27 protein-coding genes are annotated in these 20,989 nt (G+C 46.6%); all 27 read right to left on the bottom strand.

Annotated features, from left to right (window positions below):
- Positions 1-118: 118 nt before the first annotated feature.
- The 27 genes from GF409_08895 to bioD all read right to left on the bottom strand — a co-directional run bounded on the left by GF409_08895 (position 119) and on the right by bioD (position 20,988).
- Positions 119-742, bottom strand: coding sequence for a hypothetical protein (locus GF409_08895; protein MBD3427317.1), 624 nt, complete (start codon positions 740-742; stop codon positions 119-121).
- Positions 743-758: 16 nt separating this feature from the next.
- A complete protein-coding gene (locus GF409_08890) occupies positions 759-2,129 on the bottom strand; it encodes a polysaccharide biosynthesis tyrosine autokinase (GenBank protein ID MBD3427316.1) in 1,371 nt (456 codons plus the stop codon).
- Between the two features lie 11 nt (positions 2,130-2,140).
- Positions 2,141-3,517, bottom strand: coding sequence for a polysaccharide biosynthesis tyrosine autokinase (locus tag GF409_08885; protein MBD3427315.1), 1,377 nt, complete (start codon positions 3,515-3,517; stop codon positions 2,141-2,143).
- Positions 3,518-3,640: 123 nt separating this feature from the next.
- Entirely contained in the window at positions 3,641-4,606 is a 966-nt protein-coding gene (locus GF409_08880; protein MBD3427314.1) for a cation diffusion facilitator family transporter, read from the bottom strand.
- Entirely contained in the window at positions 4,603-4,920 is a 318-nt protein-coding gene (locus tag GF409_08875; GenBank protein ID MBD3427313.1) for an anti-sigma factor antagonist, read from the bottom strand. Before GF409_08875 ends, GF409_08880 begins: the two co-directional genes overlap by 4 nt.
- A 27-nt stretch (positions 4,921-4,947) precedes the next feature.
- On the bottom strand, positions 4,948-5,292 hold the full coding sequence (locus GF409_08870; protein ID MBD3427312.1) for a DUF134 domain-containing protein: 345 nt from the start codon (positions 5,290-5,292) through the stop codon (positions 4,948-4,950).
- A 175-nt stretch (positions 5,293-5,467) separates the two neighbouring features.
- Positions 5,468-6,232 carry a LysM peptidoglycan-binding domain-containing protein gene (locus tag GF409_08865; protein ID MBD3427311.1) on the bottom strand — a complete coding sequence of 255 codons (765 nt, stop codon included), beginning with the start codon at positions 6,230-6,232 and terminating at the stop codon, positions 5,468-5,470.
- A gap of 80 nt (positions 6,233-6,312) precedes the next feature.
- Positions 6,313-6,687 (bottom strand): septal ring lytic transglycosylase RlpA family protein, encoded by a 375-nt coding sequence (locus GF409_08860; protein ID MBD3427310.1) that lies wholly within the window; start codon positions 6,685-6,687, stop codon positions 6,313-6,315.
- A gap of 274 nt (positions 6,688-6,961) precedes the next feature.
- Positions 6,962-7,696 carry a twin-arginine translocase subunit TatC gene (gene tatC, locus GF409_08855; GenBank protein MBD3427309.1) on the bottom strand — a complete coding sequence of 245 codons (735 nt, stop codon included), beginning with the start codon at positions 7,694-7,696 and terminating at the stop codon, positions 6,962-6,964.
- Complete coding sequence (gene tatA, locus GF409_08850) at positions 7,693-7,869, bottom strand: twin-arginine translocase TatA/TatE family subunit (GenBank protein ID MBD3427308.1); 177 nt, start codon at positions 7,867-7,869, stop codon at positions 7,693-7,695. Before tatA ends, tatC begins: the two co-directional genes overlap by 4 nt.
- A gap of 18 nt (positions 7,870-7,887) precedes the next feature.
- Positions 7,888-8,181 (bottom strand): hypothetical protein, encoded by a 294-nt coding sequence (locus tag GF409_08845; protein MBD3427307.1) that lies wholly within the window; start codon positions 8,179-8,181, stop codon positions 7,888-7,890.
- Positions 8,151-8,579, bottom strand: a complete 429-nt coding sequence (locus tag GF409_08840; protein MBD3427306.1) for a hypothetical protein — start codon at positions 8,577-8,579, stop codon at positions 8,151-8,153. Before GF409_08840 ends, GF409_08845 begins: the two co-directional genes overlap by 31 nt.
- Positions 8,580-8,683: 104 nt before the next feature.
- Positions 8,684-9,100 carry a YjbQ family protein gene (locus tag GF409_08835; GenBank protein ID MBD3427305.1) on the bottom strand — a complete coding sequence of 139 codons (417 nt, stop codon included), beginning with the start codon at positions 9,098-9,100 and terminating at the stop codon, positions 8,684-8,686.
- 31 nt (positions 9,101-9,131) lie between these two features.
- Positions 9,132-9,440: a divalent cation tolerance protein CutA gene (locus tag GF409_08830; protein ID MBD3427304.1), complete on the bottom strand. Its 309-nt coding sequence runs from the start codon at positions 9,438-9,440 to the stop codon at positions 9,132-9,134.
- A 23-nt stretch (positions 9,441-9,463) separates the two neighbouring features.
- A complete protein-coding gene (locus GF409_08825; protein MBD3427303.1) occupies positions 9,464-10,258 on the bottom strand; it encodes a hypothetical protein in 795 nt (264 codons plus the stop codon).
- A 4-nt stretch (positions 10,259-10,262) separates the two neighbouring features.
- On the bottom strand, positions 10,263-10,838 hold the full coding sequence (locus GF409_08820) for an HD domain-containing protein (GenBank protein ID MBD3427302.1): 576 nt from the start codon (positions 10,836-10,838) through the stop codon (positions 10,263-10,265).
- 35 nt (positions 10,839-10,873) lie between these two features.
- Positions 10,874-11,587, bottom strand: a complete 714-nt coding sequence (gene rlmB, locus GF409_08815) for a 23S rRNA (guanosine(2251)-2'-O)-methyltransferase RlmB (protein ID MBD3427301.1) — start codon at positions 11,585-11,587, stop codon at positions 10,874-10,876.
- Between the two features lie 41 nt (positions 11,588-11,628).
- Positions 11,629-12,135 carry a YbhB/YbcL family Raf kinase inhibitor-like protein gene (locus GF409_08810; GenBank protein ID MBD3427300.1) on the bottom strand — a complete coding sequence of 169 codons (507 nt, stop codon included), beginning with the start codon at positions 12,133-12,135 and terminating at the stop codon, positions 11,629-11,631.
- A gap of 44 nt (positions 12,136-12,179) precedes the next feature.
- Entirely contained in the window at positions 12,180-12,545 is a 366-nt protein-coding gene (locus GF409_08805; protein ID MBD3427299.1) for a hypothetical protein, read from the bottom strand.
- Positions 12,546-12,570: 25 nt separating this feature from the next.
- Positions 12,571-13,800, bottom strand: coding sequence for a DUF748 domain-containing protein (locus tag GF409_08800; protein ID MBD3427298.1), 1,230 nt, complete (start codon positions 13,798-13,800; stop codon positions 12,571-12,573).
- A complete protein-coding gene (amrS, locus tag GF409_08795) occupies positions 13,767-14,780 on the bottom strand; it encodes an AmmeMemoRadiSam system radical SAM enzyme (GenBank protein ID MBD3427297.1) in 1,014 nt (337 codons plus the stop codon). Before amrS ends, GF409_08800 begins: the two co-directional genes overlap by 34 nt.
- A 13-nt stretch (positions 14,781-14,793) precedes the next feature.
- The gene (gene rmuC / locus GF409_08790; protein ID MBD3427296.1) at positions 14,794-15,984 is read right to left on the bottom strand and encodes a DNA recombination protein RmuC; all 1,191 of its coding nucleotides are present in this window, start codon (positions 15,982-15,984) and stop codon (positions 14,794-14,796) included.
- Entirely contained in the window at positions 15,890-17,296 is a 1,407-nt protein-coding gene (lpdA, locus tag GF409_08785) for a dihydrolipoyl dehydrogenase (protein ID MBD3427295.1), read from the bottom strand. The genes rmuC and lpdA overlap by 95 nt, the downstream gene beginning before the upstream one ends.
- Positions 17,297-17,318: 22 nt before the next feature.
- On the bottom strand, positions 17,319-18,266 hold the full coding sequence (locus GF409_08780) for a bile acid:sodium symporter family protein (protein ID MBD3427294.1): 948 nt from the start codon (positions 18,264-18,266) through the stop codon (positions 17,319-17,321).
- Between the two features lie 20 nt (positions 18,267-18,286).
- The gene (locus GF409_08775) at positions 18,287-18,847 is read right to left on the bottom strand and encodes a cob(I)yrinic acid a,c-diamide adenosyltransferase (GenBank protein ID MBD3427293.1); all 561 of its coding nucleotides are present in this window, start codon (positions 18,845-18,847) and stop codon (positions 18,287-18,289) included.
- Between the two features lie 81 nt (positions 18,848-18,928).
- Positions 18,929-20,293, bottom strand: a complete 1,365-nt coding sequence (gene bioA / locus GF409_08770; GenBank protein ID MBD3427292.1) for an adenosylmethionine--8-amino-7-oxononanoate transaminase — start codon at positions 20,291-20,293, stop codon at positions 18,929-18,931.
- The gene (gene bioD / locus GF409_08765; GenBank protein ID MBD3427291.1) at positions 20,290-20,988 is read right to left on the bottom strand and encodes a dethiobiotin synthase; all 699 of its coding nucleotides are present in this window, start codon (positions 20,986-20,988) and stop codon (positions 20,290-20,292) included. Before bioD ends, bioA begins: the two co-directional genes overlap by 4 nt.
- Between the last annotated feature and the right edge of the window lies 1 nt (position 20,989).

Here is a 20,989-nt window from a genome sequence, read left to right as displayed (position 1 = left end):
TTCTCCCTTTGCCAAGTTAACATAACATACATTATCGGACGTTGTGGAAACATGAATATTGTTCGCCGGAATAAGGTTTATATGCTGGTTTTTGGCGGAATATGTCTAGTGCCAGCGATTAATCCTCTTTCTCGCCGGGTTTTTGAACTTTCAACCCTGTCCAGGGATCTGACATGTCAACAAATCTGGCATTTTCTGGCAAGTCGAATATTTCATTAGATACCGGCACATTAAGCTGTATATCACTGAATACAGCCTGTAACGGCCCCGCCGGTGTGATCGTTTCAATCTTAACTGGAAAATCTTTAGCCTTCCATATCCATGCAGTCGTCGGAAAGCCATTATAGCTATCGGTATATTTATAAATGTAGCACTCATATTCACCGATCTTTTCAGTACCAACTGGTTCTAGATTTAACCCATCCAAGTAGCGCATGAAATCCCTTGGATTTTTTATAGCATCTTCTGTCTTGATATCAGGAACCTTTGTAAGTACGTTCTGGTCTTTTACATAATTATATAACCCGTCTTTACGCCTGAAAGTAATCACGAGCCTGCCACCGGGCCTTGCATCGATCCGCATTTGTTCGCCCTTGAGCCATACCTGCATGACCATCGGCGGGACACCGCCTCCGGACAGAGTCTGTTTATAAACAGCCGTTCTAAAGTCCGCCGAAGACGTTCCAGCAAAAAAAACCACCAAAATCATAGAGAAAATCAATGCCACTATCCGCTTCTTCATGATATCCTTTCTTTTTCTATTGTTCTTTTGGGCTTTTACCCAGAAAGCTCTGGAAATCCCTGAAATAATCATCAAGATTCTTTTCCGACCACACGCTGTTCAATATGGCGCCTATAACTTTATTGTACCGTTTACTGAGCTTTTGTCTAGCTGCTTTTATATCTTTTATGCCTGTTATTTCGGCACCTATCACGAACATAATCCCGTCGCTGGCATCGACCCAGTTGAGGATAGCATCGGAGCCTGATAATGATGCTCCGTCAATTATGATGTGATCAAAGTTCTTCTGAAGCTCGTTTAAGATGCTCTGGAACCTGATCACATATATAAGTTCTTCGGGTTTTTCCGCCAGAGTTCCGGATTCAAGTAACATAAGACCAGGTACGGGTGTTCTTGCTATGGCTTCCTCGAGCGAGCATTTTCCGTAGAGAACATCGCTGAGACCCAGTATCGTAACCTCGAGTCTTTGCTCAACAGCTAAACTCTCCCCCAACCGCCCCCTCTTGGAAGACGCATCCAGGATAAGGACCTTTTTATCGTTTTTGGCGAACTGAATGGCGAGATTGGACGCGATAAACGTACGACCCTCGTCCGATAGCGAGCTTGTAACTATAAGGGTTTTCATCGGTAAAGCTTTTCGAGAAGCCAATATCATGGACGTTTTGATGTTCCGGAAGGATTCCGCGACGAGTGAATCGGGTCTGATGTATGAGATCAGGTCTAATTCTTTTTCCGTAGCATTTTCTTTCTGACCGGACGGGACGAATCCCAGAAAAGGCATTTTGGTCGCTTCTTCCACCTCTTTCCCCTTTTTAAGACGGGGGTCCAGCATCTCTCGAAGTACTGCTCCGATTATGCCGAAAAACAAGCCGATCCCGAAAAAGAACATGGTCTTTTCGCCTTTCGAAACTTTCTTCACCTTTTCGGCAGGTATAATATGTATATCCGGCATTGTAGCTGCCATATCGGTATTCGCTATTTTTCTTTTGACAAGATTTACGAACTCACGTGCCCAGTAAGTGGCAATACGTTTTATCCTATCGGGATCAGTCCCTTTTACCTCGATCCTCACGATATTCCCATGTTTAACCAGTGTGGCCTTTACCGAACGAAGAAGTTTTGGTGAAGGCTGCTTTAGATCCAGCCTCCTACCCACCCTATTGGCCAACATCTCACTGTTAAGCAGGTATGCAAGAGGAAGTCTGCCCGAAGGATTCGCTACCAATATAGCTGATTTTGTTTCATAGATACGGGGGCTGGCAAGATCAAGGAAAGCGCCGAACAATGTTAGCAGAATGGTTATCCCCAGCAAAATAACCATATTCTTCCGGAATATATTCAGATAACCTCTTAAATTGATACCCTGAAGTCTTTGTAAGGGTCTCATCGGATGAGCAGTTATGCCTGTCCCCTGGCCTCTGGGGGACGCTGGAATTTATTCTTAAGGTAAAACTGGCAATAACGGTAATAATAGCAAAAGTCATTCTCTATGGCCACATTGTTCAGGACAGAGCCGATAATACGTGCCTTTTTGCCCAAGATCTTGTTTTTTGCGGCCAGAACATCTTCAAGAGGCGTAAACCCTGAACCAATTATGTAGATTATGCCGTCGCATTTATCCGACCATGAAAGTATTTCATTCGAGCCAAGGATCGACGGAACATCGATAAATATCCTTTTGAACTTGGTTTTCGTTGCGCGTACGATTTCTTCGACCTTATCCGGTGTCAGTAAAGGTTCCGGATTATCCTGGTAAGGCCCTGATGGTATGATCGATAAATTGGGAATATCAGTGGGCATAATGACCTCTTCCAGGGAGGCTGTCTCTGTCAAGAAAGAACTCAAGCCCTTTTCGGTCTTTATCTTATAATCTTTTTCCAGCATGCCTTTCTGCATGTCCGCATCTATAAGAAGGGTCGGGTCCCCCGCCCGGGCAAAAGTCAATGCAAGATTGGAGGCGATAAAGGTCTTCCCTTCCGCTATGGCGGAGCTGGTAACGATCATGGCGGCCATCTCTATTTCTCCGGGCGAATTAAAAAGCATCGCGACCTTCACATTCCTGAATGCTTCGGCCATCAATCTCTGGGGTTTGACTTCGACGATCCGGTTTATGTCCTTGCGCTGCCTGTCCTCCTGCAATGCAGGCGGAATGGAACCCAAATACGGCATTTTGGCATAAAGTTCGACGCCGTTCGGGGTTCTTAAGGTATGGTCCATGTATTCCAGAAAAAAGCTTATGCCGATCGCGACCACAACTCCCAACATCATTATGTAGATTATCTTCCTCATTTTCCGGTTAGTTGGAGCGATCGGGACATTCGCCTTGTCTATCACTCTAATCTCGGTGATATTAAAATCCTTATCGACTCGCGAGTCAGTGGACACCTTCATGAACTCACGGATCCAGGTGTTGGCGACACCTGTGATCTTTTCGGGATTTCTCCCCTCCACGGTAATATTAATAATATCGGGATCTTCCCGAGAAGCAGAAATGCGGGTCATCTGAAGAAGAGATTCTGCATCAGGATAGCCAAGTTGTTCGGACACCTTTTCTGCCATATCTTTGGACCGAAGAAAACTGATGACATTTGAACTTACGCGTCCGGTTTCGGAGACGGCGGTCTTTTCTTTGATCATGAACCTGGCGTTAGTACGGTAAACTTTGGGCGCGTAGAAGAACTGGAAAACGGCAAGTATTCCGAAAAGTGCGATAATCGAAGCTATGAGCCCCAGCCTGCTGAATATGACCCTCAAATAATGCCTGGACGAAAACATAGGCTTCCTTTCTGTCAAAACAGATAAAAATACAGGGCGCTACTCATAACCATGAAGTCATAGCGTAATTTTACCATATAAATTATATAAATACAAAATTAGAATTAATACTTCGAAAAGGGTCTAGACAGGAAGTTTTATATCTTCAGATGCCAGATAGGGGCACTTCTCATTGTTCACAACATACCGGCAATCCATATCACAAGGCTCCATTCTGATCAAGACCTCACTGTTGGGTATGCTGTTTTTTATATCATTCTCCAGCTCTCGCACGACCTTATGCCCCCTTCTGAAGGAGATATTGGAAGGAACTACCAGTTTGAATTCAACGAACTTGTTCCTGCCGGCAGTACGGGTTCTGAGATCCTTAAATTCGCAAAACTGATCAAGATGCCTGCTCAGCTGTTTTAATATCTCAAGCTGACTGTCTTCCTCCACCGAGGCATCCAGAAGCTTAAAAAAAGAACCTCGAGCCAGCTTGAACGATGGTATCATTATCCCAACGCTCACTAGAAGCGCCGCAATAGGGTCGATATATCTGGCTATCATTTCGTATCCGCGCGCCTGTAGCAGCATCGATATCATAAATGAAAGGGCGATTATGCCGGAAATCATACCCTCCAGGCGGTAATGAAGCCCTTCAGCTTGTATGGCAGGTGAATGGCTTTTCCTGGCCATCTTAATGATATAATAGGCGCCGCCGAAGTTGATCGTTGCGTTGATAAAGGAAGAGACCAGCCCCACCGTGGGCATATTAACATGCTTCGGGTGAACAAAATGCGTTATTGCCTGCGAAGACATGGCCAGGGCTATACCGATTAGCACTATCCCCTCGAGCGCTTCACAAACGTTCTCCACCTTGCCGTAACCGTAATTATGGACCAAGTCGGCCGGGCGGTTGGCTAATTTTATCGAATAATAAAGAATGACGGAAACCGTCAGCCCGACGAAAGAAATGCCAAGGTCAACAGCAATCGCTAAAGAATTGACAACCGCAAGAGCCGTGCCTTTTATAAGAACCAAGATTATGTTGCAGATAAGACTTACAAAAGTCGCACGCAGCATATATACTTCATGTTTCGGCATCATTGCGACTGGTCCCCTTTTACTGAAAAAAGCGGGAGTATCCCCACAACTTCGATTATATCGCTGACCCGCTTTGACATTTTACCCATCTTGACGTTCTTTCCTCTTTTAAGCGCCTTTTTATGAGCTATGATAAGAACCCGGATGCCCGCGCTTGAGATATAGTCTACTTTTGACATATCAAAACAAATATTCGGCACATCGGCCGAAAGAGCCTGTTCAACGCGGTCTTCGACCTGCGGGCTGGTTACCTCGTCAAAATCACCTTCGAGAGAAAGCACAAGATCATTACCGCATATGTTCTCTATTATCTTCATGATACTCCAATCGGCTAAAATGCCGTTTTATGAAACTCGCTTCAGTTTCTTGGCAATCTCCATGGAACGTTTATCGACATAGTCGCCGCCCTCGATCCTGATGATCTTGGCGTTAACAAGCGCATCGGATACTTTCTTGCGCGCATCCCGGACGATACGACTGAAGGACTGCTGGGAAATACCCATCATCTCCGCGGCCTTTTTTTGTTGCATGCCGAGATAATCCTGCAACCGGATGGATTCATACTCTTCCATGGTGATTGTAGTCTCATCCGGGCGTCCAGGTCTTCCCCTCGGACTGAAATGATCAATCCTGGGCTGATCGTGGATGATTTTCTTTTTTCTTGGTCTTCCCTTTAAACGTATGGTCATTTTTTAGTATATGCTCATCTTAAATGGCCGGTTCTTTTGAGTATATGCTCACAGTAAATACACTATTATTATGAGTGCTTACTCATTTTACCTCTAAAGCCGTAAATGTCAAGGAAATTCGGAAATGCCGAAGATTATTTGGATAAGTGGCGCCCTAAAACAGGATGGCGGGATTTTACCTGCCCAGTCTCGAATAAAAGTTTTTCCAGGGGAACTTTTTGCCGGGACATTCGGTGTTCGCCCCCCTCACCTGGCCGTGACCAATGATATGGTCTTTGGGGATGTGATAATATTTTCTGAGTTTGTTTACGAGATAAACAAGCGAGCCCATTTGGGCTGGAGAAACCCTTTCTTTAGAAAAGTTGCCCACAAGGCATATGCCGATGCCCCTTTCGTTCATTCGGTCAGCTTTGCAATGTGCTCCATTCTCCTGTTTTAACCATCGAGGAGAGGTTTCTATCTGTCCGTTATCCTTTCCGCAGGTACCGTTATCTATTACAAAATGATAACCGACCCCCCTCCAGCCGCGATTGAGATGAGCCGTATTGAAATGCTCAGAATTGCCGATATCAGTGGCACTGTGATGAATGATTATATATTTCCATTTGTGGCTGGGATATAATGTAATAACATGCCTTCTTTTTACAGCACCCGGTATCCTCAAGCGTGTGCCTATCTCGATATCCCTGACATCATAGATCCGGTTGGTCTTGCGGATGGTTTCGATATCAACATCGTACATTTTGGATATTCGCCAAAGGGTTTCTCCGGGAGCAACGGAATGATAGACCGCCCCCCTGTGGTGAACAGCCGTTCCTGGGCTTTCGTAGGAGATCATTGAATCTGTGGTTTTCGGCGCGCGCGTGGCACAGGAAGACAAAAATAGACTGAGAGAAGCTGTTAATATAACTGTCGCTATATGATAACGTTTGAGTATCATTTATTAATCCTATGAATTACATTGGAGAGTCACAAATAATTATAATGATTATGAAGAAAAATACAATATGAAAATGGCTATCATTCTGCGATACGCACTTCAACGGGGGCAAGACCCTTCTGTGGATCCTCAATTCTCGCAAAAGCGCCGATAGTAAGGTCGATAACTCTTCCTTCTGTGCAATATCTTTCGGCGGGGCCTCTGTCATTCACTCTGACAAGCACACTTTTGCCGTTCGAAAGATTTGTCACCTCAAGCATGGTATTAAAAGGTATGTTCCATGCAGCGCATGTCAGTTTATCATGATCAAATCTTTCCATATTAGCCGTGGTCTCGTTTATTCCGGGTGAGCTTTCAGAATACCACGATGCAATCCCCTCCATGAGGCATTCCCCCGGGTCAGGCAAAACACCCACGGCAAATGAATCAAGTGCCGCAAAGAGAATTATGAGCATCAGGCACTTTATGAGGCAGTCATATGAAAAATTGCGCATCGCGCTCACCCCTTAAAAGTAAAATACCAGGTAAAGGATGGCGCGCTTCTGCTACGATGTGTCTAAACGGGGAAACTATTCACATTGATCAAGACTAGTTTAGTGTCTATCCTTGCGCCCCACCCCTTAGAATGGGCTGCAACAATACCCTGAAAATTATCTAACTTTACTGTCTCTTAAAGACTACCATCAAAATCTCTTTATGGCAACTTTTGACAAACAGATATATATGGGGTCAGCGGGAATATTTTTCGATAAGTGTAGCGATTACAATGCCTATTTCATATAGAATGATCATAGGCAAAGCAAAGATAAGCATGTTAAGAATATCCTGTGTGGGGGTTATTACCGCGGCGAACACAAGTATCGCCAAAATAGCATAATGTCGCTTTCTCCTGAGTACGGATGCGCGGAGCAATCCGATATCGGCTAAGACGCCTATGATTATCGGTATCTCGAACGTTATACCCCCCACAAGTACAAGAGCACCGAAAAAGGAAATATACTTGCCGAGGGTGATCTTTGCGACCGCTATCCCTTCGCTGAAATTGAGCAGAAAGTTCAAAGCAGCCGGGATCGCGACAAAATATGAAAATAGGATCCCCGCAAGGAATAGAGCAAGCGCGAATCCAAGCCAAATGAGCATCCTATAGCGTTTTCTTCGGTCCAGAGCAGGAGCTATAAAACCCCAGAAATTGTAAAGCACCAGCGGAAAGCTCACGATGAAACCCGTTAGAAGAGCTACCTTGATATAAGCGACGAAAGCCTCGGTGGGACTGATAAAGATAAGCTCATCGACCAACCCGTTAACGGGACGTCGGACCAGCGACATAAGAAAGCCGCCTTTCCAGAAAGAAAAGGCTCCCGCGATGACAAGAGCTGCCAGACAGATGAGGATACGTTTTCGCAGTTCTTCCAAATGTCCTATGACATCCAGCTTCTTGCGCTCTTCAGGATATATTGGCGTCATTCCTGGGGTTTTTCGTTTTTATCTTTATCTTCAGTGAATTCCTGAGTGCCTTTTTTGAATTCACTTAAAGCTTTTCCAAGGGCCCTGCCGATCTCGGGCAGTTTTGCCGCACCGAAGATCAAAAGAGCGATGACAAGTATCAGCAATATCTCCGGTAATCCCAGTCCGAACATCTAAATGTCCCCCTTTGTTTAAGATTGCTCTACAGCTTCGGAAATCTCGTTAATGTGTTCGATCATTTCCCGATAATAGGTCATGCTTCCCTGCACCAGCCAGATCGTGAACAATATTACAACTACCGAAACCCCGATCTTGATGTATAAATTGGTTCTTGGCCTGAACCAAAGCGGCAGAAGACCCAGCGGTCCGGCCACAAAGATCGCCAGAGCTATAACCCACGGGCGAAAATACCATTCAAGCGCTCCTGCTTCTTCAGCTTTTCTTTCTTGGTGGATCAACGCCTCTTCTTTTTGCTTTTCGTCCATTGGTAAGGCTCTTCAGATTTCTGGTATGAAGGTCGCGTCGGAGGAATATATGGAATACCGTCCTCTATTGACCTGAAAACATCTTCAGTGCCCATATAGTCATTGTCCTCATCCCTGAACGCGTCCTCGCCGTATTCATCCTCATCTTCTTCAAAGTCACCGTAACGACCCTGGACAACTGCCATTCTGTCATCAACAGCTTCGGCGCCAACAAGGTCTATCACCCTCTCAAGAACTGATCTGTGTTCCTTTTCGGAATAGACCTCTCCGGCCAAAAGAATAACAGGCCCGTCTTTAACCTTTACCCTGATAGCTTCCAAATCTACACCCAGTTCCCGGATCTGGTCCATTATCAGGTCTCTAAGTTCGTTTTTGGATAAACCTTCGATATCACCCATGGTAATTCCGTCCCATACGGCTTATTTTACAGGGAACTCTCCATCTCCCGTTAAGTATACCATATGCAAACGAAAATGCCAGTTGCCGGGTTTTTTGCGGGGATTTATTCGCCAATTAACTTTACCAGCACACGTTTTTTACGTCTGCCGTCGAATTCCCCGTAAAATATCTGCTCCCAGGGGCCAAAGTCCAGCTTTCCCTTGGTAATGGCCACAACGACCTCACGGCCCATTACCTGACGTTTCAGGTGAGCATCCCCGTTATCCTCATACCCGTTATGCCTGTACTGTTCAACGGGCGCATGAGGTGCAAGCCTCTCCAGCCAGTCATCATAATCCTGTATGAGGCCAGGTTCATCATCGTTGATATACACGCTGGCGGTTATATGCATGGCATTTACCAGGCATAAACCTTCTTTTATACCGCTTTTCCGAACGATCTCGGCAACTTTAGGGGTTATATTGATATAATCACGTCGGTGAGGCGTTTTGAACCAGAGTTCTTCTCGATACGACTTCATCATACCTCCTTGGAATAAATATTCAGGGATGTCAGCTTGTTTCGTTTATCACCCACTGCTGATATGATCTGGTGACCCGGGATACTGGCAAAGCCACTATACAGGGGCAGGTGTAGCTGTGAAGTTGCACCACTACTTCTTCAAGTTGCGGCAAAAGGGATTCTCTGGTCTTCAGTATTACAGCGGTCTCGACATCCTTTTGCAACTTATTTTCCCACCAGTAAACGGACTCTACCCCGTCAAAGATATTAGCGCAGGCTGCGAGCCTGTCCCTCACTACCTTTTCTGCTATATTCTGAGCTTCTGTGGTGCTTGAAGCAACTATGTAAACCAGATAAATATTTTCCATGCGAAAAACCGGGTCTATCGGTGTTGTGCTTTTGACAGAACAAATAAAGTTATCGCGGCCGCAACCGTTACGTTCAGTGATTCCACGCTCTCATGTATAGATATGGTGAAATAGTCATCGGCAAGTTCGGACAACCGCAAACTGACGCCTCTAGCCTCGCTTCCGAAACATACTATGACCGGTCCCTGGAACTGTATAAGTTCGCTGACATCCAGGCTTGTGGGAGCCTCTGGCATGCTCACAAGCAGGCGGTATCCTTCGTTCCTCAGGGAAACTACCTGTTCCAGGTCACAAGTTTTTACGGGCAGGTCAAGCAGCGTCCCGCTAGAAGCTCTTACAACCTTTGGGTTATATGGATCCACTGTCTCGCCTGTGAGTAGAATGCCACTGGCATTAAAAGCCGCGGAGGTGCGGATCATAGCCCCAAGGTTCCCCGGGTCCTGCACTCCGTCACACAGCACGACAACAGTTCTTCCGGCAACTTCTGTAAAATCAACCGGTTCACTTTTACGCATAACCGCGACAATGCCCTGTGAGTTCTTAAGGTCCGATATCTTATTAATGTCGGCTTCTCTTGTGAAATTTACGGGAACTCCCGAACTTTCAAATTCCCGGGCAAGCTCGGAACTTTCTTTCTTGTCTGCAAGAACATCGGACAGTAGAACTGACACGGGCATATGCCCCTTTTTGAACATATCAGTAACTATCTTAATCCCCTCAGCAACAAAAAGGTGCTTCTCGTCACGAACTTTCTTGTCGCGAACAAGATCACGAAGGTCCTTTAACTGTTTTCTTGTAGCTTTTTCCATGATCTCATCGCTCGAATTTGCCCAAGCTCTCCCACCAGGTGCTGCTGTCCCAGGCCGAAGCGCTCTCCCAGAGGTTCTTGGCGCTCTTCGTCTTGAGATGTTCTGGCGCCTTCTTGAAGAACTTTTTTGCGTTCTGGTAGCCTAAATCCACGTATTCCTTCGCCTGGATCAGGCATTCAAGTATATCAGCGTCGCGTGCAATCACACTCTCCGGAGATTTTTGTTCGTCATGTTCTTCGCGCAGCTGTTGCATCTCTTTCCTCATATCTTCGTCTAGGGAGGCGACCTGTTCACTGAACGCTGCTTTTTCGGCCTGCCTAACATCAACATATCTATGAGCTACCTTATGCATATCATTTATGCGGGCTTCATGCATGTCATTGAAAAGACTCATCATAACGGTCCTGTACGGGTCTACGCCTTCCATCCTGGAAAGCACGTAGCCTATCGCTGCGCACCTGAAACTGTGTTCTGCGACGCTTTCTTCCTCAGGAATGCCCACCATCCACCAGCCGCTCCGCTTTATGCGTTTCAGCATGCCGAGTTCAGCGAAAAAATCAAGAACCTGTTTATCTTTCATTAAATATCCCCTTTAATTTACGACAGCGTTTACCCCTACCAGCGCCTGCGGTTGATCTCATAACAGAATAAAGAAGCCGCGACAGCGGCGTTGTAAGACAAAGGAGCTCCCTTCATCGGAAGCGAAAGTTCAATGTCGATGGTCTTTTTTACACCCGGGCGGATACCTTTGCCCTCGGACCCTATTATCAAGGCCATAGGCCCTGATAACTCGGCTTTTGTTATATCGACCGAATCCTGGACAACCGCACCGGCAATGTTAATACCCTCTTTGCTGATCTGTTTCAAGGCCGTGGCAAGATTCGTGACGCTAGCTATCTTAATATAGTTCTCACCGCCGCTCGCGATTCTAAGAACGGTTTCATTCACCTTGGCCGAGCGGTGCTCCGGAAGCACCAGAGAGAACCCTCCCAGGCATGCCAGATTCCGTATAATCGCTCCCAGGTTCTGCGGATCGGTGATACCGTCCAAAAATACTGGTATGACGCTGCTATTCTTGCAATCGATAATAACATCTTCGAAGGAAGCATATTCGAACTCTTCAATCACAGCGAGTACTCCCTGTGTGTTCAAATCTCCGCATTCGGACATAAACCAAGCCTTATCAACGGACTCGAAGGTAAGACCTGCTCCTTTCGCGGCCTTGACGATCTCGGAAAGATCGGTTCTTTTTTGCAAATAGAGGGTCTTTATCGAATCTGGTCTGGCCTTTATTCTTTCCAGGACCGGATTCTTTCCGTATAATCTCATGAGAGCCTTTTCGTTATTGAAATATAAGACTTGTCCCCGGCTTATTCGAAGACACCGACAAGTTCCGCACGGTCAAGTATATTTCCCTGGATAGCCCGCATAAGCTGTCCTTTATTCGCGCCAGGGGCGAGTTCAAGCTCCCTATCCAGCGCGTATAGTTTGAAAAAATACCTGTGCGTCGACCCCGGGGGCGGTGACGGACCGCCATAGCCGGCCCACCTGAAGCTGTTGATGCCCTGGAGGGTGCCATTCTCGAGGGTAAAGTCCCTCGGAACACCTTCCGGTAGAGACCTGGATTCTTCCGGGATATTATAGATCACCCAGTGCACCCACGTCCCCATGGGCGCGTCAGGATCGTCCATAACAAGAGCGAAACTTTTTGTCCCGTCCGGCACATCAGACCATCTTAACGGCGGAGAGCTGTTCTCTCCCTTGCCTGTGAATTCAATCGGGATAGTTTCCCCGTCCTTGAACACATCGCTCGCGATCTCAAGACCCGACGCCTCAGATGAAGCAAACAAAAGCACCACAGAAAGAACGATACACATAAAAAATGTGAAATTCTTCATCTTACCTCCCCTTGCCTCACCCATCAAGCAGCCAATATAAGCGTAACACCAATGAATAAAGCTCCAACACCGATAAGGTACACCTGCTTTGCAGGTCTTGTTTCAACCCAGTCGAGCCATTTTATGAAAACATCCCTTTTGATGAGAAGGCCCGCTACTCCCGTAAAAGTATTAAGCGCGCCCCAGAAGAGCACTACCCAGGTTATACTGCAATACCTTGCGGCTATCATCATCAATATACCGAGAACTATTTTTATCGTCATTACCATCAATACATTATTGCGCTTCTTCAAGAACTCGGTAAAATTCGATATCATCCTGGGTCTGAATATTATCAGACACCCGTAAACCGTTATAGCGATAGCAAGAACCTTAATGAATAAGACCATTTCCACCTCCTGTTATATTGCCGTATCATTTGTTCATCAAGCCCTTTATTACGTCTATGACCTTGTCAGTATCAGACTGCCCGGCCGACTCTCCTTCTTCCTTTCCAAAACTCTTGATAACATCGGAGACCTTGTCGATGGCCATGTTCTGTATAGCCTGCTTGACGGTGGGCCCCGGATAGAACCTCGGGTTATCCATCGGGCCCTTTATCTTGAAATCAAAAGTGACCTCATCCGGATTGGACTGCAGATACTTGATCATCTCGGGGATTATGTCCTGCTGCCAGGCTGAAAAAGCGGTTCCTCCCTCCTTGGGTGTGAACCGCAGGCCTTTTATGACTATTGTATTCATGGAACCGATATTCCCGCGGTCAAAATCAAAGACCAGTGTTCCCGAGCAGGTACCTCTCTGTATGTTTATCGGCGAATACTCGTCATAATAAGGTTCGAACTGTGTTATATCTATGCCCTTTACCTCGAAGCGGTTCGACATGGTAAGCGCACTGGCCGTAGGGTCAAACGAGACGACCCAGTCTATTTGCTGCCTCATCTGCCCGTCGATATACCCGGTGCCCCTACTTTTGACGAATAGAACACCCGTATAATCATCGTTAAGTTTTAACTGTATATCTCCATTGACATTTTCGAAAGTTATTTTATACGGCGGTCTGGATACGTAATGATCTGTGAAAACAACCGAGCCATCAAGGACATTGATAGTTTCCGTCAGCTTCACAAGATCCGATATTTTCATTGCGGCCTTGTCGTTGCCTTTGTCATTCGCCGAGACGGCCGGCTTGTCGGTTTTTTTCATCAACTGTTCCATCTCATTGACATTTATCCTGCCACCGGAAAGCCGCTCAATGTTGATTACCGGCTTTGAGGCTGTTATGCGCGTAACCTCAATCCCGTCAAGGATATTGCCCCCTCTCATCCTGTATCGACAATTTATTTCAGCTATTCTCGCCAGATGTTTTTTACTGAAACCTTCGGGGTTATCGATCCTGAGACCCTCGAGGGTCATTCTCCGTTCTTTGAGGTCAAAGGCGAGTTTATCGACATGCACATACGGCGGCAGGTTCTGTTTAAGCACTTTTTCCGCTGAATACTGGAATATATCACCCCCGAAGAAATATATGACCGCCGCTATTACGACAACGATAATAATCACAACGAACAATATACGCATGAACATGTTTCGCCTTTCGGTTCTTGAAGAAATTATTTCCAAACACCCGCTATTTTGGTCCCGCATTTACGGCAACTCGCGCTGGAAGTAAAATCTTCGGAGATCTTGGCCGTGAAACCAGCCCTGTCGATCAGGGACGCCCCGCATTGCGGACAGACGGTCTCCGCCCTTGTATGAACGTTCCCAAGATAAATATAATTGAGCCCCTCTTCCTCGCCTATTTTCTTCGCTTCCTCCATGGTTTCAAGAGGTGTCGCGGGTGATTCACTGTATTTATAATCAGGGTGGAACCTGCTTATATGCCAGGGTATATCCCGGCTTGTATCAGAAATAAAACGTGCTATGTTCCGCAATTCTTCTTCTGAGTCGTTCTGACCCGGGACGACAAGCGTGGTGACCTCCACCCATATGCCGGCTTCATACAGGTTTTTTATTGTATCCAGTACCGGTTGCAACCGGGCTGAACACATTCTCCGGTAAATATCGTCATTGAAGAACTTAAGATCGACATTGGCGGCATCCAGATAGGGCTTGATGGTCTCGACCGCCTGTTTTGTCATATACCCGTTCGTGACAAAGTTATTGTGAAGACCTTTCTTCTTGGCTAATTTGGCGGTATCAAGCGCATATTCAAAGAATATGGTGGGCTCGGTGTAAGTGTACGAAATGCTTTTACAGTCATTGTCCAAAGCCTCCTTCACCACCTGTTCGGGTTTCATTTCAAGCCCTTCCAGATCACCGTCTTTCTTAGACATCTGCGAGATCGTCCAGTTCTGGCAAAAGGTACACCGGAAATTGCAACCTATGGTTGCGATCGAATAGGCGTAAGTTCCCGGGAGAAAGTGGTACAGGGGCTTCTTTTCGATCGGATCCACATGATTTGCGATAACGCTGCCGTAAGCATAAGTGAACAGCTCACCGCCGATATTCTGGCGCATGCCGCAGAAACCGTAGTCGTCTTCACCTATTTGACAGTTATGAGCGCAAAGAAAACAATGTATCTTGCCTTGTCCGGTCTTTTCCCATAGAACGGCTTTTCTGCGCATTTGCTAATCCCCCTTAAGTCCTGTGGTGTTCATCGGACAGCATCTGATGTTCAGCAGAATCTTTACTCGTTATTTCGAACCTCAGCGCCGAATCAAGGTTCTTCTTGAAGCGCTGTACATGTGTCTTTCCTGTATTGTACGATTTTGCGGCTTTATCCAGTGCTTTTCCTATATTCTCGAAATTGCTGTAAAAATATGTGTAATCCTTTTCTATCTTGGACAGAATTTCCTGAAGTTTCATTGCTTCCTTGGCTATCTCGACATTACGCACGCCGAGGATGATTACCTGCAGAAAAGCGAAAAATGTATTGGGGCTGACGGGAATCACCTTATTGTCGCGGGCGTAATCATATATCTGGCAGGGTTCTCCTATGAAGTTCTTTTCGGCAATGGTTTCATAATAAATCGCCTCTGACGGTATAAAAAGCAGAGCGAATTCTGTCGTACCCTTTTCGGGCTTTATATATTTGTCCCTTATCGAATTTATCTGGACCTTAAGTGCCTTTTCGTAATTGGACCAGTGCTTCCTCTGCTCCCGTTCATCAGTCGAAGAAAGGTATTTCTGATAGTCATCCCGAGGGAACTTGGAGTCTATCGGAACAACGACATTCTTGTATTTGACGACCGCGTCAACCTTCTCTCCGCCGTCAATGGTATACTGTCTTTCCCACATACCCTTGGCAGGGAGCACCTGCTCGAGCATCTCCTCCAGAATGGTCTCACCGTAATTACCCCTGAGTTTAGGCGCCTGCAAAAGATATTCAAGGGATTTACCAAGCTCCTGGGCCTTTTCCTGCTGCTGGACCAGGTTACCGACGATGGTATTCATATTATTTATGTGTTCCAGCGTCTTGATAGCGTTCTTCGAAAGAAAGTCTTTTGAATCCTCGACCTGCTTTCTCGTCGACTCCATCGTGTTGCTTATGCGTTCGGAAAAATCTATGAACTTCTCGTTAAGCACCGACTCGATATGCCCTCTGCCCTGGTCCCCGGAGAAAAGTCTCCATGCAAGGAACCCCACGAGCATCAAAAGAAAGAAAAGCATTACTAATATGATCGTTTCCATAATTATCATTGTATTATATATTAATTGTCCTTTCCATTCTTTTTCACCCGTGTATCGCCCTCCCAAAAACCGACCTGCAGGCTTCCGGAACAGCTTCGGATAAAGTGGGATGCGCATGAACAGCTTCAGCCAGCTCATCCACGCTGACACCGGCTTTCTTGGCGACCACGAACTCATGGATAAGATCGGCAGCATCTTCCCCGATAATGTGAACTCCAAGTATCTTGTGCGTAGAATTATCGGCAAGGATCTTTATGAATCCTTCCGTCTGCGAATTGATCACCGCCTTCCCGTTGGCCTTGAAGAAATATTTGCCTTCCGAATAATCGATATTCTTTTCCTTGACCTCTCTTTCAGTAAGGCCTACTCTTGCGGTCTGGATATCAGTATAAGCTACGCTTGGAACACAACCATAATCCAGAGCCTCCACTTCATCACCCGCGGCGCTTAAAGCGGCTTTCTCCCCTTCTGTATAACCAGCGTGAGCAAGCATTGGGCCGGGCACTACATCCCCCGCGGCGTACACGTTCTTGTTGGAAGTTCGCATTTCAAAGTCTACGATTATGAAACCATCTTTATCAGTATTTATCTCTGCCTTATCAAGCCCGATATTTTCTGTAACGGGACGTCTTCCGGCCGAGACCAGGATAATATCATAGTTCTCCCTGATCTTTAGATCTCTACCGTCTATGGTGACAGCCAAATGACCATCCGATATTTCAGCACCAGAAACAGTGCTGGAACTGAGGACTTTGATGCCTTTTTGCCTGCATATCGCCTGCATTCTCCTTCCGATATCTTCATCTTCCTCAGGGAGAACAGAATCTTTCATCTCAACAATGGTGACTTCAGATCCGAGAATATTGAAATATGAAGCGAATTCCATACCGATATATCCGCCGCCGATAATAAGAAGACGCTCGGGGACCTTTCCAAGGCGAATTGCTTCGGAACTGGATATTATGCGTTCGCCGTCAAATCCCAGTCCCGGAAGGACCCTTGGGACCGAACCAGTAGCTATAAGATATTTATCCGCTTTTATCGTAAGAGGTCCTCCCTGCTCCTTCCGGATATGAACGGTTTGGCTGTCTTGAAAACAAGCTGCACCCTCGAGAAGATCAATTCCGTTCTTCTTGAAAAGGAACTTGAGACCTTTTTTCAACTGTTCGGTCTTCTGCCGGCTCCTCTTCACGAATGCAGAAAGGTTAGGCGCGCCATATTCAGCCTCGATACCGCAAAGCTCCTTGCTCCTGCGAATACTGTCATAAATAGAAGCGCATCTGTACAGGGCTTTGGCGGGGATGCAGCCTTCGTTGAGACAAACTCCGCCGAACATGCCGGGATCCTTTTCAACCACGGCCACTTTAAGGCCTAGCTGCGCGGCCTTGATAGCGGATACGTGACCCGCCGGACCGCTTCCAATGACCAGATAATCGTATTTGTCGCTCATGTATCACCTTTCCGGTAGACTCTCATGCGTAATTTGATAGCGCCTCAGCGTTTCCTCTCCAGAACTCGGCTATTACGGACGCGGTGAGAATGCATATAAAAACGAACGCGGCTGCCGGTATGGCCGTCTGGGCAGTAAAATGTTTAAGCGCCAGTACCGTGCCCAATCCGGCGTTCTGCATTCCAATTTCAATGCTGAGCGATCTTCTTCTGGGGATACTGAATCCGGCTAACTTACCTACACCATACCCCATCAACAAGCCGCCCGCGTTCAAAAATATAACTGTAACCAGAACAAGTCCGGTTATCTCGATAAGCCTGTCCTTGTTCAGCGCGATAACAAGAGCGCATATAAAAACGATAAAAGTAACAGAAACAGCCGGAAAAACGCTCAGCACTTTTTCGATATGTTTCTTGAAATAATGCCGTGTCAATACTCCCAGAATAAGCGGGATGATGACCATTGCCATCAAACTGGTGAACATTGACCAGAAATCCACCTTGAGCAATGACCCCGCTAATAAATAAGTCAACCCCGGCGTCATTACAGGCGTCAGCAGAGTAGAAACCGAGGTGAGTGAGACCGAATACGCCACATCAGCCCTAGCGATATAGCTCAGAACATTACTTGCCATGGCCCCTGGAGCGGAACCTGTCAGGATCAGCCCTACCGCTATCGCCGGCGGTAGACTGAAGGCCTTCGCAAGCAAAAACGCGCCCAGGGGCATAATCGAGAACTGTGCTATGGTGCCGATAAGGACCACCACGGGGTTTTTGGCTATGTTCTTGAAGTCTTCCACGTGCAGGACCACACCTATCCCGAACATTGTCAATGCAAAGAACGAATCCATCCATGGTTTCATCGCCACAAAGGGGGCCGGTCTGAAATAAGCTACCGCGGATACGGCGATCACCCATATCGCCATATATTTTGTGTAAACTTTTAGAAATCTCTCTACACCAGCAGGCATGAAACTCTTGTCTGGCCTTTCTATTTATTCTTTTTGGCGGATTTCCTTTTTTTTCTGCGTGCCGCTCTTTTTTTAGCCTTTTTCCTGGCAAGGATGAACAAAATATCTGAAATACAGTTAAGATACGATAAAATGAATTCGTCCTTGACCTTGTCCTTGTGAAATAACTCGACAACGCTTCTTTCGGCTCTCCGGGCAACCGCGCGAGCTACGTCACAAAGGGCCGATTGTTCACACTCTCCCGGAAGACGAAAACAGTTCTCGATCTTTGTATCTTTTTCCAGATCGTAGATGCGCTGTTTTATCCAATCCGTATCTTCTTTCTTGAGCAGTATACCGTGCTTCTTTTTTTTCTCCGCACCGATCGATATTTCCGAAGCTATTATGACCAGGGCAAGCTGAATGTGCTCGAGCATCTTCTTCTCTTTGCGCGACCTGGTTTTTGCCTTTATGAGCCCCAGAAAACTGTTAAGCTCATCCAGATCCCCTATTGCCCTTATATCCAGGCTCTCCTTGCCTATATGTTTACTGAAATGAAGCTCGGTGAAACCTTCATCTCCCTTGCCGGAACGAATAACCATACCTGCCCCCCCATACTATTAATATTAAAGCTTATTTTACAGGAAAATCCGTAATTTGGAAATGGAAAACGACAGGCCCATTCAGGATAGGACCGATATTTTACTATTTATCTCGCCAAGCACACCTTCCGCGCGGAAGAATATATCTGAAAGCTGGTCCTTATCAACACAAAGCGGAAGAAAGAAATAGATGACATCCCCGAGAGGCCTGAGAAGTATGTTCCTATCGAGCCCGAGTTTGTAGACCTCCAGACCGATGCGCTCTTGCATGGGAAAAGATGCTTTCGTGCGCCTGTCCCTGACAAGTTCCATCGCACCCACTGCTCCGATATGACGGACGTCACCAACAATCGGAAGTTCACTCATTCTTGAAAGAAAGCCACTGAGCATATCACTTATGTTTTTCACGTTATCCAGAGTCCCCTCTTTTTCAAACAGATCTACGGACGCCACTCCTGCAGAACAAGCCAAAGGATTCGCTGTATACGTATGGCCGTGATAAAAAGTCTTCAGGTTTTCATAGTCATCATAAAAAGCGTCAAATACCCTGTCGGTGGTAAGTGTAGCCCCCAAGGGCAGATAACCTGAAGTCACTCCCTTTGACAAACAAAGAAAATCAGGCTTTATCCCTGCATATTCACAGGCGAACATCTTCCCGGTCCTTCCGAACCCGGTTGCCACCTCGTCGACTATAAGATGTACGTTATATTCCCGAGAAAGCCTTTCCAGGCCCCTGAGATATTCGGGCGGATAGATGATCATCCCTCCAGCGGCCATGAGAAGCGGCTCTACCAACATGGCCGCGATATTCTCGCTTTTCCCTTTGAGAATCTCTTCCAGGTCGTTAAGACAGTCAAGACCGCATTTTTCCCTGCTCATCCCTTTAGGGCACCTGTAACAATACGGAGAAGGAGCTTTGTATGAATTAAAAAACAGCGGTTTGAATTTTTTGTTGAATAGATCCACCCCGCTCACGCTCATAGTTCCGACGGTATCACCATGGTAGGCCCTGTCCAGGCTGACAAAAGATGTTTTTCCATGTCTTTTGGTGTTTTGCCAGTACTGAAAAGACATCTTCATGGCCACCTCAACCGATGTCGAGCCATTATCTGAATAAAAAACCTTGGTCAGCCCCTCCGGGGTTATCTTAACAAGTCTCTCGGCAAGATCAACGGCCGGCTTGTGTGTGAATCCCGCGAAAAGCACGTGCTCAAGCATATCCAACTGCTCCTTGATCGCGGATTTGACAGCGGGATGGTTGTGCCCATGGACATTGCACCACCAGCTGGATATGGTATCGTAATAAAAATTACCGTGAATATCGTATAATTTAACCCCCTCGGCCCGTTCTACCGCAATTGGAGGCATGGATTCGGCATCTTTCATCTGCGTATAGGGGTGCCATAGATATTCATGGTCCCTTTTTATTATATCTTCTTTCATCATGTCTCCATATTTTCAAGTAGTCTTTCGCCTATGGGCACAAAAGTCCTGTAGAGTTCCTCTGTTCTGGGCCTATAAGGCAACTCCCCGAGTACATTTATGCCGGTAAGACCCTCGACTATACGCAAATTGTCCTTGAGGATGATATCGTCCTCCTGATCATTCACCCTGTTGAATATGATACCCATAACCTTGAGCCCCCTGCTCTGGGCCGCCTCAACGGTCAATACGGTCTGGTTTATCGCGCCCAGCCGGTTTTCGGCCACCACAAGGATAGGTAAACCCAGCTTCTCAACGATATCGACCAGCATATCTTCGTCACTCACGGGTACCATCAATCCGCCTGCACCTTCGACCAGAACGAAATCAAACTTATCAGAAAGACGGTAAAAACTGTTCTCGATCTTTTCCGGGCATATCTTCTTCTTTTCAAGCGCCGCGGCAAGATGCGGTGACGAGGGGTGCTCGAAAGAATATGGGACCATATCCTGAACATGTTGTTCTACTTCGGCCCTCTCGACCTTCATGGACCTGAGGTGCTCGGCAATGTCACAGGAGAACCCATCGCATCCGGTCTGCACCCATTTCTGGGTTATGACGTTGATGCCTTTTTCCGAGAGCATCCGCCCCAGAAGCCCCGTTACAAGGGTCTTACCGACGCCTGTATCTGTGCCTGTTATGAATATCGCTTTTGCCATT

The sequence above is a fragment of the Candidatus Omnitrophota bacterium genome (genome assembly GCA_014728045.1).
In the GTDB taxonomy this organism is placed as follows: domain Bacteria; phylum Omnitrophota; class Gorgyraeia; order Tantalellales; family Tantalellaceae; genus WJMH01.
This window is presented reverse-complemented; position numbering and strand designations above follow the sequence as displayed.

Bases quoted from the DNA above. Each gene is read 5' to 3' on its own strand.
- GF409_08895 (MBD3427317.1), bottom strand. From the start codon at position 742: ATGAAGAAGCGGATAGTGGCATTGATTTTCTCTATGATTTTGGTGGTT.
- GF409_08890 (MBD3427316.1), bottom strand. From the start codon at position 2,129: ATGAGACCCTTACAAAGACTTCAGGGTATCAATTTAAGAGGTTATCTG.
- GF409_08885 (MBD3427315.1), bottom strand. From the start codon at position 3,517: ATGTTTTCGTCCAGGCATTATTTGAGGGTCATATTCAGCAGGCTGGGG.
- GF409_08880 (MBD3427314.1), bottom strand. From the start codon at position 4,606: ATGATGCCGAAACATGAAGTATATATGCTGCGTGCGACTTTTGTAAGT.
- GF409_08875 (MBD3427313.1), bottom strand. From the start codon at position 4,920: ATGAAGATAATAGAGAACATATGCGGTAATGATCTTGTGCTTTCTCTC.
- GF409_08870 (MBD3427312.1), bottom strand. From the start codon at position 5,292: ATGACCATACGTTTAAAGGGAAGACCAAGAAAAAAGAAAATCATCCAC.
- GF409_08865 (MBD3427311.1), bottom strand. From the start codon at position 6,232: ATGATACTCAAACGTTATCATATAGCGACAGTTATATTAACAGCTTCT.
- GF409_08860 (MBD3427310.1), bottom strand. From the start codon at position 6,687: ATGCTCATAATTCTCTTTGCGGCACTTGATTCATTTGCCGTGGGTGTT.
- tatC (MBD3427309.1), bottom strand. From the start codon at position 7,696: ATGACGCCAATATATCCTGAAGAGCGCAAGAAGCTGGATGTCATAGGA.
- tatA (MBD3427308.1), bottom strand. From the start codon at position 7,869: ATGTTCGGACTGGGATTACCGGAGATATTGCTGATACTTGTCATCGCT.
- GF409_08845 (MBD3427307.1), bottom strand. From the start codon at position 8,181: ATGGACGAAAAGCAAAAAGAAGAGGCGTTGATCCACCAAGAAAGAAAA.
- GF409_08840 (MBD3427306.1), bottom strand. From the start codon at position 8,579: ATGGGTGATATCGAAGGTTTATCCAAAAACGAACTTAGAGACCTGATA.
- GF409_08835 (MBD3427305.1), bottom strand. From the start codon at position 9,100: ATGAAGTCGTATCGAGAAGAACTCTGGTTCAAAACGCCTCACCGACGT.
- GF409_08825 (MBD3427303.1), bottom strand. From the start codon at position 10,258: ATGGAAAAAGCTACAAGAAAACAGTTAAAGGACCTTCGTGATCTTGTT.
- GF409_08820 (MBD3427302.1), bottom strand. From the start codon at position 10,838: ATGAAAGATAAACAGGTTCTTGATTTTTTCGCTGAACTCGGCATGCTG.
- rlmB (MBD3427301.1), bottom strand. From the start codon at position 11,587: ATGAGATTATACGGAAAGAATCCGGTCCTGGAAAGAATAAAGGCCAGA.
- GF409_08810 (MBD3427300.1), bottom strand. From the start codon at position 12,135: ATGTGTATCGTTCTTTCTGTGGTGCTTTTGTTTGCTTCATCTGAGGCG.
- GF409_08805 (MBD3427299.1), bottom strand. From the start codon at position 12,545: ATGGTCTTATTCATTAAGGTTCTTGCTATCGCTATAACGGTTTACGGG.
- GF409_08800 (MBD3427298.1), bottom strand. From the start codon at position 13,800: ATGCGGGACCAAAATAGCGGGTGTTTGGAAATAATTTCTTCAAGAACC.
- amrS (MBD3427297.1), bottom strand. From the start codon at position 14,780: ATGCGCAGAAAAGCCGTTCTATGGGAAAAGACCGGACAAGGCAAGATA.
- rmuC (MBD3427296.1), bottom strand. From the start codon at position 15,984: ATGAGCTGGCTGAAGCTGTTCATGCGCATCCCACTTTATCCGAAGCTG.
- lpdA (MBD3427295.1), bottom strand. From the start codon at position 17,296: ATGAGCGACAAATACGATTATCTGGTCATTGGAAGCGGTCCGGCGGGT.
- GF409_08780 (MBD3427294.1), bottom strand. From the start codon at position 18,266: ATGCCTGCTGGTGTAGAGAGATTTCTAAAAGTTTACACAAAATATATG.
- GF409_08775 (MBD3427293.1), bottom strand. From the start codon at position 18,847: ATGGTTATTCGTTCCGGCAAGGGAGATGAAGGTTTCACCGAGCTTCAT.
- bioA (MBD3427292.1), bottom strand. From the start codon at position 20,293: ATGATGAAAGAAGATATAATAAAAAGGGACCATGAATATCTATGGCAC.
- bioD (MBD3427291.1), bottom strand. From the start codon at position 20,988: ATGGCAAAAGCGATATTCATAACAGGCACAGATACAGGCGTCGGTAAG.